Raw genomic sequence first — 13636 nt, forward strand, 5'->3', positions numbered from 1 at the left:
AAAAATTTAACGGAAAATCTCCTGCAGAGATCTTTATCAACCTGTATGGCGAGGATGTATTGCATTTACTCGGACTCGAACTTATTCCGCCACAGGATATCTGTTTAAAGCGGACTCTTCTCGCCGGTAAATAACGGCTCCTTTTTAATTTCTTGATTGCATTAACTCTGAACTGAAAATTTTGCTTTCAGTTGAGGATCACTTTTGTATGCACTTTTTTCGGACAATTTCCTCGTAACAGCTTTTCATCCCCTTGAATTTGTTCCGTTAGCGCAATCTTGATCGTTATTATGTGTTCGTAATGACTGCTTGCTGCTTTTGTCCTGTCAAAGTAAATGCAACCCCGTCGCATTTACTTTGACGAGGTTGCATTTACTCTGAAAATTTACCTTAAAAACGTTATGCGGATATAAGGGAGTGGAAATACTGGAGGGGCACTTAATGCCAGATCATATTCATATGCTGGTAAGTATTCCACCGAAATACAATATATCCAGCTTTATGGGATACTTAAAGGGAAAAAGTGCGCTGATGATATTTGATAAGCACGCAAATCTAAAGTATAAATACGGAAATCGTCACTTCTAGGCAGAAGGTTATTATGTCAGTACAGTAGGTCTAAATGAGGCAACAGTTAGGAAGTACATTCAGGAACAGGAGAAGTATGATATAGCAATGGATAAACTGAGTGTAAAGGAATATGAGGACCCCTTTAAGGGGTAGTTGGTATTACAAATGCCCTTTAAAGGGCGGCGACGAGTCAAGGGCATAGTGGCTTGAACAGAGTGAAAGCCAGCGTCTTAGGCGCTGGCCGGTAACTGCCCCCTTATAGGGGCGAGCAAACCACCCGTTTGACGGGTGGTCATGATTATTTTATCTCGAAGGTTACGCATATAAGCTATTGCTTTTTGTATGTCCGCATGCTATGATATAAACAACATTGTTCATCATATTGTTTACAACGAGGAGGACATGAAATGGCAACTGCAAACGATCTTTTAGCTCGGGCTATAGAGGAAACAAAGCATCTGCATACTAATGAAGTTTTTCTTGTACGAGATTTATTTAAAGGCTATGAATGGAACCGAATATCAAGAAGTGACAGATTGTTATTGGGGACTTTGTTCTTAAACTATGTTCACATCTCTGGAACCCGTTTGGAACCAATCGAAAAAACTTCCTCTGGACAGCAAAAGTATAAAGTCAGCGGCAATTGATGGTTTTATACGCTATCAGAATGACAGCTATTCGAGAGGGAGGATTTACTATATGAAAGCGGAATTATATAAGAGACTATTTCGAGCCATTTTTTCCGAAGATGTATCATCATTAAAGAAAATATCCATTACGATCATTCAAGAGGAACGCAAACTCGGTCATAACATTCTTGCAGACTCTTTAGAAAAAATTTCAATTACCGAAAAGCCAAAATACACTCTGTTTGAGAGCAAAAAAAGCGAAAGTGGATTATCTACTTTGCCAAAGAGCAAGCGTACAAATTCACAATTGGTATCGTATATTCCGAGAGAACAATTAAAACATCATATGATTTTACCGAACGAAGTTGAAGAACGCCTTCTTTCGATTGAGCAGGAATATGTAGCGCGCGAAAGGTTAAAAAAATTCAACCTCGTACCTAAAAGGAAAATACTTCTCTATGGCCCTCCGGGGTGTGGTAAAACTTTAAGCGCCGAACGAATTGCATGGAATCTCGGGTTACCACTATTGAAAGTTCGATTCGATTCTTTACTTTCTTCTTACTTTGGAGAGTCAGCATCAAATCTTAGAATGGTATTTGATTATTGCAAAAGCGAACCTGTTGTTTTACTTCTTGACGAGTGTGATTTTATCGCTAAATCTCGCATTACAACACAGGATGTTGGCGAAGTTCCTAGAATCGTCAATATGCTACTCACTTTGTTAGACGAATATGATGCTCCGGGATTGGTTTTAGCCACTACAAATTTGAAAGTGTCTCTTGATGAGGCTCTTTTCCGAAGATTCGATGATGTTATTGAAATGCCGATGCCGGGGAAATCAGAACGTAAACGCTTATTGGAGATGACTTTATCTGCAATACCAGTTTCTCCGGATGTTGATATGGATGAAATATCAAATCAATTGGATGGATACTCTGCCGCTAATATTGTTTTGATTGCGCAACGGGCTGCAAAGATTGGTGTTCTTGCAGGGTGCAAAAAAGTGTGTAACGAACACTTTATAAAAGCATTGGAAGAAAGCTCTAAATTTTAATCTGTAAGGAGGTACGACAATGGCAGAGAATAATGACTTTACGCATTTGCCCCTCCCACTATTATTTCAAGGGAAACCAAAATTGCGTGGTGGCGGCTCAGTATCTGCTCAGACAAATAGGAATACTGCTAATCGAATTGCTCATGGTGGCTATGTGAAACGTCGCTCTGCTGAATTGTCCCGTTTTTGGAAAGAGCGTCGTGCAGAACGCTCAGAAAACGCCTTACCTGAAATAGAAACTGGCATTCCCATACTGCTAGAAATAGATCCTTTTGCTGATATTGATTTCCTGCGTGGACTAGGATTTGAAATCGTCTGTGAAATTGAGGAAGGATTTATTATAGTTGCTACAGAAGATGTTGACCTTTCGGTTTTAAATGAGAAAGCAGATGCTTTTATTGCAAATGTAACCGCAAGGTGCAATTCGCCAGCAAAAGTCTATGCGCTCTGCGAAGATGGCGATAGGCTTAAACGGGTTTTGTCGAAAGAACTCTACGAAAAATGGACAACTATTTCACCAGATGAAGTATATATAATCGATATTGGTGTAAGCTGCTGTGGAAACATCGAGTTGCCAAAACGACCCAAGCGAGAAGATGATGAAACTGATGAACACTATTCTGTTCGTGAGCAACGGTGGATAGAAAAGTTTAGTGCCGCCTATATGACTTGGGACGAAATCAAGATGAAACGAGAGGGAATAATAGAAAATTTTGTTTCTGATTATGATGGTGAAATTATGCAACTCGCCGATGGTATATCGGAAATGACTGATTTGCCTGATAGTTTCTCGGCACGTTTAAAAATATCTGGTAAATGTTTGCTTGACTTAGTGTTGAATTTTGCATATATATTTGAAGTATCCGAAGCTGAAACAATAGTTATGGGAGAGGCCCCCGAAAATAGCGATAGTCTTACCGAAAACGTACAAATTGAGGCTCCTATCCAATCTGCTCCCATTGTGTGTGTAATGGACAGTGGAGTTCAAGAGGAACATAAGTATTTAGCATCAGCAATTATTAGTGGTGAATCTATCAGTTTGCTCCCAAATAATACAGGCATAAGTGACGAAGTTGCCGGAGGGGGACATGGAACACGAGTGACTGGTGCAATCTTGTACCCAAAGACAGTTCCTTCAGATGGAGTTTATCAACTTCCTTGCTGGATTCGTAACATGCGAATTCTTGATGAAAACAATTGCCTGCCAGAAAATGTGTATCCGCCAAAGGCAATTGCTATTGCTGTGCAGAAATATAATGTTGAGAACCCAATCCCAACTAAAATATTTAATCACTCCATTGGTAGCCGTCGATCTTGTGAAATGAAACACATGACGCCATGGGCGGCTGAAATTGATAGTCAGTCTTACAATCATGATGTCTTGTTTATACAGGCGGCGGGGAATATTTCCACAGATGTCATATCGGCCTATTGGCAGGCGGGGTATCCATATCCTGAATATCTTGACAGAGAGTTATGTAGAATTTCAAATCCGGCGCAGAGCCTACAAGCAATTACCGTAGGATCCGTGTCGGCGGATGAGTTAGAAACTGATGACTTTATCGCATTGGGAAAGCATATGGAGGCCTCTTCATTCTCACGCTCAGGACCAGGTATTTGGGATGTCTTAAAGCCAGAAGTTGTCGAATATGGAGGGACGCACATGTATAATAAAGGGAGTGTCCCACCTCAACTTACAACGCCTCCGGAAGTATGTCCGGAACTAATTCGTAAATCTCCAGAAGGTCCAGCTTTTGCACGTGATGATGTTGGCACGTCTTTTTCAGCGCCAAAAGTCACCTATATTGCATCACAGGTTGAAAAGGCTTTGCCAGAGTCTCCTGCGTTGTTGTATAGAGCGTTAATAGCCCAATCTGCCCGGTGGCCCAAGAGTATCAATGAAGTTAGTAAAGAAGAATGTGTTTCTACATTGCGCCATATAGGATATGGTGTTCCAGATGTCGAACGTGCTACTCACAATGACGAGTATCGAATAACTTTGGTAACACCGTCCCTTATGGAACTTGGAGACGATGAAGCTCATATTTTTCAAGTTCCTATTCCGGAAGAATTATCTAATGTTGGTGAAGATTATGACATTTTGGTCGAAGTTACCCTGTCTTACGTAGCGAATCCTCGCCGGACTCGGCGTTACGTAAAAGGGTATTTATCAACATGGCTAGACTGGTGCTGTAGCCGGATTGGAGAGAATGCGGAGACATTTGCTCGCCGTATCTTTGAAACGGGCGCTATCATTGACGATGATGGCGATTTTAGCTGGGTACTTGGAGAGGCAACCAATCGGGGTGCAGCGGAAGGATATTCTCGAAAAAATGGTACTCTTCAAAAGGATTGGTGTATAATCAAATCCAATCAATTGAGTGATGCTTTTTGCATTGCGGTTCGCGGTCACAAAGGTTGGGGAGGCTTATTTAAAGCAAAATATTCGTTAGCTGTCAGTTTTGAAGCTATCAATCAGGATATATCGGTCTATGGACCGATACGGACTGAAATTGAATTGGCTGTTGAAAACGGAGAAATCGAGGTTGAAATGCCAGAGAACAAACAGTAATATCTTTATTTGGAGGAGAGTCAATCGACTCTCCTCCATTTTTCGGGCCAACTTGGCCCGAGGTGCCGGGACAAGATTTACTAACCGCCGACAACATTGTGGCCCCTCCTGCCGTAGGCTATATAATCGTGGCGGAGCGTGCGACGAGATGTTCCGGCCCGGGGCGGGCGGAAAATTTTTTCGGGGAGATGAAGCTGAATGATGCGTTTAAGATACTGGAGCGCGTTTTTGGCTGCCGCGGCGCAGGAGGCCCGCGCGGCGGGCGAGGCGAAAGCGGCGGAGCTGCGCCGGACGCTCGACGGTCAGATTCTCGAGGGCTCTTTGTACTCGCTGTGGCGGCGCTGCGTCCGGGGCGAGGGGCCGCAGCGGCTGCAGGCGGCGTGGAGCGTCCTGCGCGCCCACGTGCCGGGCGGCGATCCGAGCCGCTGGGACGAGGTCGGCTCTTTCGAGCTGCCGTCGGAAACGCCGCGGGCGTTCATGGTGATCGACGCGCTCTATGCGGCGCTGATTGAACTGCCGCGCCGTGAAGGCGGCGAATGGCTGGCGGCCGGGCTGCTGCGCGATTTCGCGCGCTCGCCGCACGGGCGTTACGACTTTCTCGGCGTCTGTCCGGCGCCGGTGGCCGAGGCTGTGGCGGATATCGTGGCGCGCACGGGGCTGAGCGGGAACTGGCGGCCGCGCCGGGTGGTGGGGCGTCTGCCGATCGCCCGCCCGGTGCGCGGCACGGTCACCGATTCCACCGCGCGCGGCGGGGACATGCAGTTCCTCGACGGCGCGGGCATCCCGGCGGGCAACGGATTTTACGCCTGGGACCGTCCCTCGGGGCGGATCTACCGCATCAGCCTGCACGATCGTAAGCTGTTTTTCATTCCCGGTTTTTGAGCGTCGGAGAAGATGAGAAAGGGAGTTGCGAAATGACGGAGAACGAAACGAAGGCATCGGGCGTCGCCGGCGACGCGGGCTACGCGGCGCCGCTGTACGAAACGCGCGCGGAGGTGCCCGAGGCGGCGCGCTGGAAGCTGGAAGACATTTACGCCGCGCCGGCGCAGTGGGAAGCGGAGGCGAAGGAAACGGAAGCGACGGCGGCGGAACTGGCGGCCTGCCGGGGGCGCGTGATGGACTCGGCCGCGTCGCTGCTGAAGGCGATCACGCTGGACGAGCGGCTGGATTACCTGCTGGGGCGGCTGTACAGCTACGCGGTGATGCGCAGCCACGAGGACACGGCGGCGGAAGGGCCGAAGGCGCTGGCGGCGCGCGCCACGCAGCTGAGCGTTCGGGCGGCGGAGGCGTCGGCGTTCCTGTCTCCGGAGATCCTCAGCGCCGACGAGGCGAAGATCGGCGCCTTTCTGGCGCGGGAGCCGAAGCTGGAACTGTACCGCCTGATGCTGCGGCGCATCCTGCGCGAGAAGAAGCACGTCCTTTCCGCCGAGCAGGAAGCCGTCATGGCGGCGATGGGCGAGCTGGCCGGGGCCCCCGACGAGATCTTTTCGATGCTCGCCGACGCGGACATGCAGTTCGGCGAGATCGCCGACGAAAAGGGCGAAAAGCGGCCGCTGACGCAGGAAAGCTACGGCCGCTACATCTCCTCGCCGGAACGCCGCGTGCGCCGCGAAGCGTTCGAGGGCATCCACCGGACGTTTGCGAAGTTCCGCAACACGCTGGGCGCGGCCTATGCGGCCAGCGTCAGGAAAGACGTCACCTTCGCGCGCCTGCGCCGCTACGGTTCGGCGCTGGAAGCGTCGCTGTACGGCAACGAGATCCCCGTGTCCGTCTACGACGGCCTGGTCGCGGCGGTGAACGGAAAACTGCCGGCGCTGCACGAATACGTGGCGCTGAAGAAAAAAGCCCTCGGCGTGGAACGCATGGAGCCGTGGGATTTGTACGCTCCTTTCACGAAGGAACTCAAACGGACGTTCAGCTACGAGACGGCGCAGAAGCTGGTGCTCGAAGCCGTCGCGCCTCTTGGCGAGGAGTACGCGCGGGCCATGCGGCGCGCTTTTAGCGAGCGCTGGATCGACGTGTACGAGAACCGCGGCAAGCGCAGCGGCGCCTATTCGTGGGGCTGCTGGGGCGTGCATCCCTACATGCTGCTCAACTACGGCGGCACGTTCAGCGACGTCTCGACGCTGGCCCACGAGGGCGGGCACTCCATCCACACGTGGATGTCCAACGCCGCCCAGCCGCAGGTCTACGCCGGCTACACGCTGTTCGTCGCCGAGGTCGCCAGCACGGTCAACGAGACGCTGCTGGCGGAGCATCTGCTGGGGAACACGGACGACCGCGACGAGAAAATCTTTCTGCTGAGCCAGCAGCTCGAGCTGATCCGCCTGACCATCTACCGCCAGACGCTGTTCGCCGAGTTCGAACGCGACGCGCATGCTCTGGCCGAAAAGGGCGAGCCCCTGACGCCGGAGCTGCTGAACCGTATGTGGAGCGAGCTGTACACGCGCTACTACGGCGAAGAAGTCGGCGCCAATCCCGACCTGGCCGCGGAGTGGTCGCGCATCCCGCACTTTTACAACGCCTTTTACGTTTATCAGTACGCCACCAGCCTTGCGGCGGCGCTGGCGCTGGTCGACCGCATCCTCGCCGGCGGGCGCGCCGAGCGCGACGCCTATCTGAACCTGCTGCGGGGCGGCTGCTCGAAAGACCCGATCAGCCTGCTGCGCGACGCCGGCATCGATATGAGCACGTCCGAGCCGGTGGAGCGGGCGCTGGCCGTGTTCGGGCGCAAAACGGCCGAGCTGAGGGGACTGCTGCGGTAAAACGGCTTGCAGCGGCCGGGCGCCGGGATTTTAACGGCGGGGATCCATTGCAATGCATTTAACGAAAAACGTTCGGCCGGACGCGCATGTCCGGCCGTTTTTTTGTGCTAGAATACTGTCAGGCAAGGTCCAAAATTCAGATAAAGAGGGGAGTCCTATGGATAAGCTGAGTCCCGTGGGCGTTTTCGATTCCGGAGTGGGAGGCTTTTCCGTCGTCAAGGAAATACAAAAAGTCCTGCCGGGAGAAGATGTGCTCTATTACGGCGACAGCGCCAACATGCCTTACGGCAACAGATCGGGCGAGGAGATCCTGCATCTGACGCGCCAGATCCTCGCGTTTTTGGAGCGGCGCGGCGTCAAGGCGGCGGCCGTGGCCTGCAACACGATTTCTTCGCTGATCGACCGGTACCGCGACGATTATCCGTTCAAGATTTTCAGCGTCATCGAAGCGGGCGCCGCTTCCGTGGCGACGCTGGACGCCGATTGCGTCGGCGTGATCGGGACCGTCTTCACGGCGCGGTCGGGGGCGTACCATCGCCTCATCAACGCCGTCCGGCCGGAGATGAAGGTCTACGCTCAAGGCTGTCCCAATCTGGCGCGCCTGATCGACGGCGGCGACCTTCGTCCCGAATCGATCGATCCCGAGCTGCGCGCGGCGGTGGAACCGCTGTTGACCCAAGCGCCGATCCGGCACCTGATCCTGGGCTGCACTCACTATCCGCTGGTTTCCGGGTATCTGAACCGTCTTTATCCGCAGCTGACGCTGATTGACCCCGCTCATGAGCAGGCGCTGGCGGTGAAGCGTTTTCTCGAATCGCAGGGGCTGCTCAACGACGCCGGCTCCGGCAGCCTGGAGCTGAACACGTCCGGAGACGCGGCACAGTACGCCGAAGCGGCGCGGCGCTTCGGCCTGAAGGAGCCGCGCGCGATCAACACCGTCGCGGCCGCTCAGCCGCTTTAGACAGAGGGCAAAAATGCCCTCCGCGCTCTCGACGGCGCAGGGGGCATTCCTGGCGGCGCCCAAACGCGCCGCCGCAACGATTGTCGAGCGCCGCCGTTCCCGACGGCCAAATCAGAGGAGGCTGGTTTTTGTGAAGATGAGAAGAGTTGTTTCCGCGATGATCGCCGTGTTTACCCTGGCGACGGCCGCTTGCGCCGCCGACGTGGCCCTGACCTCGATCGGCCAGGGACCCGATGCGATGATGGTGAAAGTGGTTATGCGCGCCCTGAAGGTGGTTCCCGATTATGATGCGCTGATGAGGCCCGAAGCGCTGCAGAACCAAAAGGTACTGGTCGCCGTCGTCGGCGGCAGTTCCAAGGGGCTTGGCGCGGCGGGCATCGACAAGGAAGAAGAAGTGGCGCGTGCGAAGGCCCTGCTGGACGCGGCCGCAAAGAAGGGCGTGAAGGTCCTGATCATGCACGTGGGCGGCGAGGGACGCCGCGGCACTCTGTCCGACCTGTTCATCAACGCGGCGGCTCCTTACGCCGACGGCATGATCGTCGTCGACGGCGGCAACTCCGACGGGGTGTTCGACAAGTACGCCGACGAAAGGAAGATCGTCATCCAGACCGCTCCCAACGTGAAGGGAACAAAGGAGCCGCTGGGGAAGATCCTCGCCGACTGGAACGCGGGCCGGTAAGGCGCGCCCATGGAGTGGTTCTGGCCGGAAGGTTTTTATACCTTCCTCATGATCGCAGTTTTTGCTTTTGGCGCTTTCCGCTGGAAGCTGCCTATCGCCGTGGCCATGGCCCTGGCCGCGATCGTGGGCGCGCTGGTTGGCGGCGAGGGGTTCCCGCTCCGTCATTTTGTGGAAGGCCAGTTCGGCTATCTGAACACGATCCTTGTGATCGCCACGGCCATGATCTTCATGAAGGTCATCCTCAGGATCGGCCTGCTTGACGCGCTGTCGGCATGGCTGATTCGCAGGTTCCGCCGTTTCCCGGCGCTGCTCAGCATCGGCCTGATGCTGATCGTCATGGTGCCCGGCATGATCACCGGATCTTCCACGGCTTCCGTGCTGACCACGGGAGCGCTGGTCGCGCCGGTGCTGAGGGCGCTGGGAGTCGACAAGGTCAAGACGGGCGCGATCATTTCCATGGCTGCCCTGCTGGGCATGATCGCGCCGCCGATCAGTATCCCCGCGATGATCATTTGCGCCGGCGTCGATATCCCTTACGTGGGGTTCGCGCTGCCGCTGCTGGTCTGCACGATGCCGCTGGCGGTCGTCTACGCGCTGACGATGATCTATCCCGCGATCCGTAAAGGCGAAGACACGCAGGCCCTTGAAGAGCACCTGAAAACGATGGAACGCGAGAAGCTCGGTTTCCGCCTCGCTCTGCCCGTGATCGTGCTGGCTGCGCTGTTTGTCGTCGAGCAGGCGCTGGCTTCCGTCTGGCCGGGGCTTGGCATGCCGCTGATCTTCCTCGTTTCCGCGGCGGCGGGATTCTTCGCGGGAGTGAAATGGAACTTCGTCGACACGGTTACCGAGGCGGTCAACGACTGTCTGCCCGTGCTCGGCATCCTCATGGGCGTGGGCATGTTCATCCAGATCATGACGCTGATCGGCGTGCAAGGCTTTATTGTCGTCTCGACGCTGAGCCTGCCGAGCTGGACGCTCTATCTCGGCATCGCGCTGATCATCCCGCTGTTCGGAGCGGTCTCGTCCTTCGGTTCCTCTTCGGTGCTCGGCGTTCCCTGCCTGCTGGCCATGCTCAGCAAGGATTCGGTCGTCGTCGCGGCGGCGCTCAGCCTTGTGGCTGCGCTGGGCGATCTGATGCCGCCGACGGCGCTGGCCGGTATTTTCGCCGCGCAGGTGGTCGAGGAGGAGAACTATTTCAAGATCCTCAAAAAGTGTCTCTGGCCGAGCTTTATCCTCGACGTCTGGGGCATTCTGATCATCGTCTACAGCAACGATATCGCTGCTTTGCTCAAGTAGGGAGGGAGAGCCTGATGACGCTAATCTACCGAGGGATCGTGCTCTTCGTGCTGCTCTTCGTGCTGCGCTGCATGTTCAAAGAGCGCTCGTTCTGGAAGCAGGTCACCGGCGCGATGGTGCTTATACCGCTGGTCCTCCGTCTGCTCATGATCAAGTAAGGAGGCCGGCGCGATGGAAGAGAGCTATAAGGTCAAAGGCAGTCCTCTCACGGCTGTCGTGCTGTGCGCTCTGGTCGGACTGATCTGCTGGCTGACGGCGCAGTCGTTCATGTCCATGTGGAAGCCGGATGTCTTGTATCCGGCGCCGGGCTTCGAGCGGCATGCGCTGTCCGAATGGGAACCCGCCTTGAAGGGGACTCACGGCGACACCCCCGTTTACATTCAGAAGGGGGCCGAGGAGGGCGGCACGGTCTTCGTCATGGGCGGCACGCATCCTAACGAGCCTGCCGGCTATATGGGCGCCGTCATGTACCTTGAGCGCGCGCAGGTGAAGAAGGGGCGTCTGATCGTGCTGCCCTGCGCCAATATGTCGGCGTTCACTCACAACTCGCCTCAAGACGCGGCCCCCCAGCGCTTCCACATTCCTCAGGAAGGAGGAAAGGCGCGGGTGTTCAAGTACGGTTCGCGCGCCACCAATCCAATCGACCAGTGGCCGGAGCCCGATGTATATATCCACTATCCTTCCGGTCAGAAACTCGATGGCGGCTCGCGCAGCAATCTGAACCGCTCCTATCCCGGCACGAGGAACGACGGCCTGACGCAGCTGGTCGGCCTCGCCATCGTCGAACTGCTGAACAAGGAAAACGTCGATCTGGCGTTCGACCTTCATGAAGCTTCGCCGGAATACCCCGTCATCAATGCGACGGTCGCCCATGAACATTCCATGGAGCTGGCCGCGATGGTCACGATGGAACTCGAGATGATGGGCATTCCCATGCGGCTCGAACCTTCGCCGGTGAACTTCCGCGGTTTGAGCCACCGCGAGTGGGGAGATCACTGCCCGAATGTGATCCCGATCCTGATGGAAGCCGGCAATCCGGCGCAGGGGCGTCTGCGCGGCCACACCGATGAGGCGCTGGTGCTCTCGGGGCACGACAAGGCCTACATGAAAGCCGCCAAGCTCGGCGTGCTGTTCATCCCCTACGAGGATCGGCAGCCGCTTGAATTGAGGACGGCTCGCCACGTCGCGGCCATGAGCAAGTACATCGAACTGCTTGGCGACGTGCGTCCCGGCAAGGAAATCGTCGTGGAGGGCATCCCTTCGTATGAAGAGATCAACGAAAAAGGGCTCGGCGCCTGGCTGGCTCCGGCGAGGTAGTTGTTTTATGGAGTTGGGTTTCAAGGCTGCGGAGCGCTTTGCAGCCTCAAAATACAAAGGAGGGAATGGTATGAAGAAGTTGGGCGCAACGTTGGCATTGGCTCTGGTCGCCGCTGCTGCATGCGGGGCCGGCGCCGCGGAGGTTAAGGATGTTTATGCCGAGCATGGCATGGTGGCTGCGGCGCACGAACTGGCGGCCAAAGCCGGCGTCGAGATCCTGCAGAAGGGCGGCAATGCTATCGACGCGGCGGTCGCCACGGCTCTGGCGCTGAACGTCGTGGAATTCAACGCTTCCGGTATCGGCGGCGGCGGATTTATGACCTTCTATTCGGAAAAGACGAAAGACGTGATCTGCCTCGATTACCGCGAGCAGGCTCCCGCTTCGGCCACCAAGGATATGTTCGCGTCCGAGCAGGCCAAGAAGGAAAAGTGGTCGGCCTACGGCGGCAAGTCCGTCGGCGTGCCCGGCTGGCTGAAGGGCATGACCTACGCGCTCGAGAACTACGGCACCATGACCTTTGCCCAGGTTGCCGAACCCGCCATCCGTCTGGCCGAGGAAGGTTTCGTCACCGACCCGGCCCAGAAGGGATTCATTCAGGACCATTTCGAGACGCTGAACCAGTTCAACGAACCCGGCACGCTGCCTTTCTTCGACGAGGTCGGACTGCCCATCGAGGGCGGCACGCTTCTGAAACAGCCGGCGCTGGCCAAAACGTTCCGCCTGATCGCCGAGAAGGGGATCGACGTGTTCTACAAGGGCGAGATCGGCGAGGCCATTTGCAGGGCCGTGGAGCGTAGCGGCGGCAAGATGACCATGGAGGATCTTGCCAGTTATCAGATGTACGTTCGCAAGCCCGTCGTCGGCACCTATCGGGGCTACCGGATTTATTCCGTGCCTCCCGCGTCGTCCGGCGGCACGCATGTGGTCCAGCTGCTCAACATCATGGAAAACTACGACGTCAAGAACCTGGGATTCAAGTCCGCGAAGAAGGTTCATGTCTTCGGCGAGGCGACGAAGATGATGTTCGCCGACCGCAGCAAGTACATGGCCGACACGGCTTACGCCAAAGTCCCGCTGGCGGGGCTGCAGTCCAAGGAATACGCCAAGGAGGAGGCCGGCAGGATCACCGACGCGATCGTCGACAAGCCGGAAGCGGGCGATCCCTGGAAGTACGACACGGCGGAGAAGACTTCTTTCCTCGGCGGCATGGGAGACGAGCGTTTCTCGACTTCCAGCTTCTCCGTGGCCGATCAGTTCGGCAACGTCGTCACTTCGACCAACACGATCAATTTCTTCATGGGGTCTTCGGTGTTCGTGCCCGAGTACGGTTTCCTGATCAACGACGAGATGGACGACTTCGCTTCCAATCCGGAAAGCGTCAACGCCCCCGAACCCGGCAAGCGCCCTCTGTCCTGCATGAGCCCCACGATCGTGCTCGATCCCGAAGGGCGTCCTTTCATGAGCATCGGTTCGCCCGGAGCGACCCGCATCATCACCGCCGTAGCTCAGTGCATCATGAACGCCGTCGATCACGGTATGACGATGGACGAGGCGATCGAGGCGGCGCGCTTCCACAATCAGAGCGGCAACGAAATGAGAACCGAAAACGATCGCTACGACAAAGCGCTTCTTGACACGCTCGAACTGATGGGCTACAAGATCTCGCTGCAGGAACCGCTGTACACCGGCGGCGCCCAGGGCATCATGTTCAACTGGAACGCCAAGGGCACCGACAAGTTCCTCAACGGCGGCGCCGACAGCCGTCGTTTGGGAGCGGCCGTCGGCTTCTAGC

General features: G+C 55.4%; 11 protein-coding genes and 1 pseudogene. All 12 read left to right on the forward strand.

Going from position 1 to position 13636, the window contains the following annotated elements; translation table 11 throughout:
* Positions 1-390 precede the first annotated feature (390 nt).
* Positions 391-723 (forward strand): annotated as a pseudogene (tnpA, locus tag B0D78_RS06460) (IS200/IS605 family transposase); the annotation flags it as partial.
* 254 nt (positions 724-977) lie between these two features.
* Positions 978-1217 carry a single-stranded DNA-binding protein gene (locus B0D78_RS06465; RefSeq protein ID WP_078016165.1) on the forward strand — a complete coding sequence of 80 codons (240 nt, stop codon included), beginning with the start codon at positions 978-980 and terminating at the stop codon, positions 1215-1217.
* A gap of 52 nt (positions 1218-1269) precedes the next feature.
* Positions 1270-2253 carry an AAA family ATPase gene (locus B0D78_RS06470; protein WP_168170031.1) on the forward strand — a complete coding sequence of 328 codons (984 nt, stop codon included), beginning with the start codon at positions 1270-1272 and terminating at the stop codon, positions 2251-2253.
* A gap of 19 nt (positions 2254-2272) precedes the next feature.
* Positions 2273-4825: a S8 family peptidase gene (locus B0D78_RS06475; protein WP_078016166.1), complete on the forward strand. Its 2553-nt coding sequence runs from the start codon at positions 2273-2275 to the stop codon at positions 4823-4825.
* A gap of 198 nt (positions 4826-5023) precedes the next feature.
* Positions 5024-5707 (forward strand): hypothetical protein, encoded by a 684-nt coding sequence (locus tag B0D78_RS06480; protein ID WP_078016167.1) that lies wholly within the window; start codon positions 5024-5026, stop codon positions 5705-5707.
* A gap of 32 nt (positions 5708-5739) precedes the next feature.
* Positions 5740-7590 (forward strand): oligoendopeptidase F, encoded by a 1851-nt coding sequence (gene pepF / locus B0D78_RS06485; protein WP_078016168.1) that lies wholly within the window; start codon positions 5740-5742, stop codon positions 7588-7590.
* Positions 7591-7747: 157 nt separating this feature from the next.
* A complete protein-coding gene (gene murI, locus B0D78_RS06490) occupies positions 7748-8551 on the forward strand; it encodes a glutamate racemase (RefSeq protein WP_168170032.1) in 804 nt (267 codons plus the stop codon).
* A gap of 136 nt (positions 8552-8687) precedes the next feature.
* The gene (locus tag B0D78_RS06495) at positions 8688-9230 is read left to right on the forward strand and encodes a DUF6305 family protein (protein ID WP_168170037.1); all 543 of its coding nucleotides are present in this window, start codon (positions 8688-8690) and stop codon (positions 9228-9230) included.
* A gap of 9 nt (positions 9231-9239) precedes the next feature.
* On the forward strand, positions 9240-10526 hold the full coding sequence (locus B0D78_RS06500; protein ID WP_078016170.1) for a TRAP transporter large permease subunit: 1287 nt from the start codon (positions 9240-9242) through the stop codon (positions 10524-10526).
* A gap of 14 nt (positions 10527-10540) precedes the next feature.
* Positions 10541-10684 carry a hypothetical protein gene (locus B0D78_RS12815; RefSeq protein WP_168170033.1) on the forward strand — a complete coding sequence of 48 codons (144 nt, stop codon included), beginning with the start codon at positions 10541-10543 and terminating at the stop codon, positions 10682-10684.
* A 13-nt stretch (positions 10685-10697) separates the two neighbouring features.
* A complete protein-coding gene (locus B0D78_RS06505; RefSeq protein WP_078016171.1) occupies positions 10698-11843 on the forward strand; it encodes a succinylglutamate desuccinylase/aspartoacylase family protein in 1146 nt (381 codons plus the stop codon).
* Positions 11844-11913: 70 nt separating this feature from the next.
* Positions 11914-13635: a gamma-glutamyltransferase gene (ggt, locus tag B0D78_RS06510; RefSeq protein WP_078016172.1), complete on the forward strand. Its 1722-nt coding sequence runs from the start codon at positions 11914-11916 to the stop codon at positions 13633-13635.
* Position 13636 lies beyond the last annotated feature (1 nt).

It is taken from the genome of Pyramidobacter sp. C12-8 (assembly GCF_002007215.1).
Classification (GTDB): domain Bacteria; phylum Synergistota; class Synergistia; order Synergistales; family Dethiosulfovibrionaceae; genus Pyramidobacter.

Excerpts from the sequence above, each read along its gene's own strand:
- B0D78_RS06500 (WP_078016170.1), top strand. The coding sequence starts at position 9,240 with ATGGAGTGGTTCTGGCCGGAAGGTTTTTATACCTTCCTCATGATCGCA.
- pepF (WP_078016168.1), top strand. The coding sequence starts at position 5,740 with ATGACGGAGAACGAAACGAAGGCATCGGGCGTCGCCGGCGACGCGGGC.
- B0D78_RS06470 (WP_168170031.1), top strand. The coding sequence starts at position 1,270 with ATGAAAGCGGAATTATATAAGAGACTATTTCGAGCCATTTTTTCCGAA.
- murI (WP_168170032.1), top strand. The coding sequence starts at position 7,748 with ATGGATAAGCTGAGTCCCGTGGGCGTTTTCGATTCCGGAGTGGGAGGC.
- B0D78_RS06495 (WP_168170037.1), top strand. The coding sequence starts at position 8,688 with ATGAGAAGAGTTGTTTCCGCGATGATCGCCGTGTTTACCCTGGCGACG.
- B0D78_RS06475 (WP_078016166.1), top strand. The coding sequence starts at position 2,273 with ATGGCAGAGAATAATGACTTTACGCATTTGCCCCTCCCACTATTATTT.
- B0D78_RS06505 (WP_078016171.1), top strand. The coding sequence starts at position 10,698 with ATGGAAGAGAGCTATAAGGTCAAAGGCAGTCCTCTCACGGCTGTCGTG.
- B0D78_RS06480 (WP_078016167.1), top strand. The coding sequence starts at position 5,024 with ATGATGCGTTTAAGATACTGGAGCGCGTTTTTGGCTGCCGCGGCGCAG.
- ggt (WP_078016172.1), top strand. The coding sequence starts at position 11,914 with ATGAAGAAGTTGGGCGCAACGTTGGCATTGGCTCTGGTCGCCGCTGCT.
- B0D78_RS12815 (WP_168170033.1), top strand. The coding sequence starts at position 10,541 with ATGACGCTAATCTACCGAGGGATCGTGCTCTTCGTGCTGCTCTTCGTG.
- B0D78_RS06465 (WP_078016165.1), top strand. The coding sequence starts at position 978 with ATGGCAACTGCAAACGATCTTTTAGCTCGGGCTATAGAGGAAACAAAG.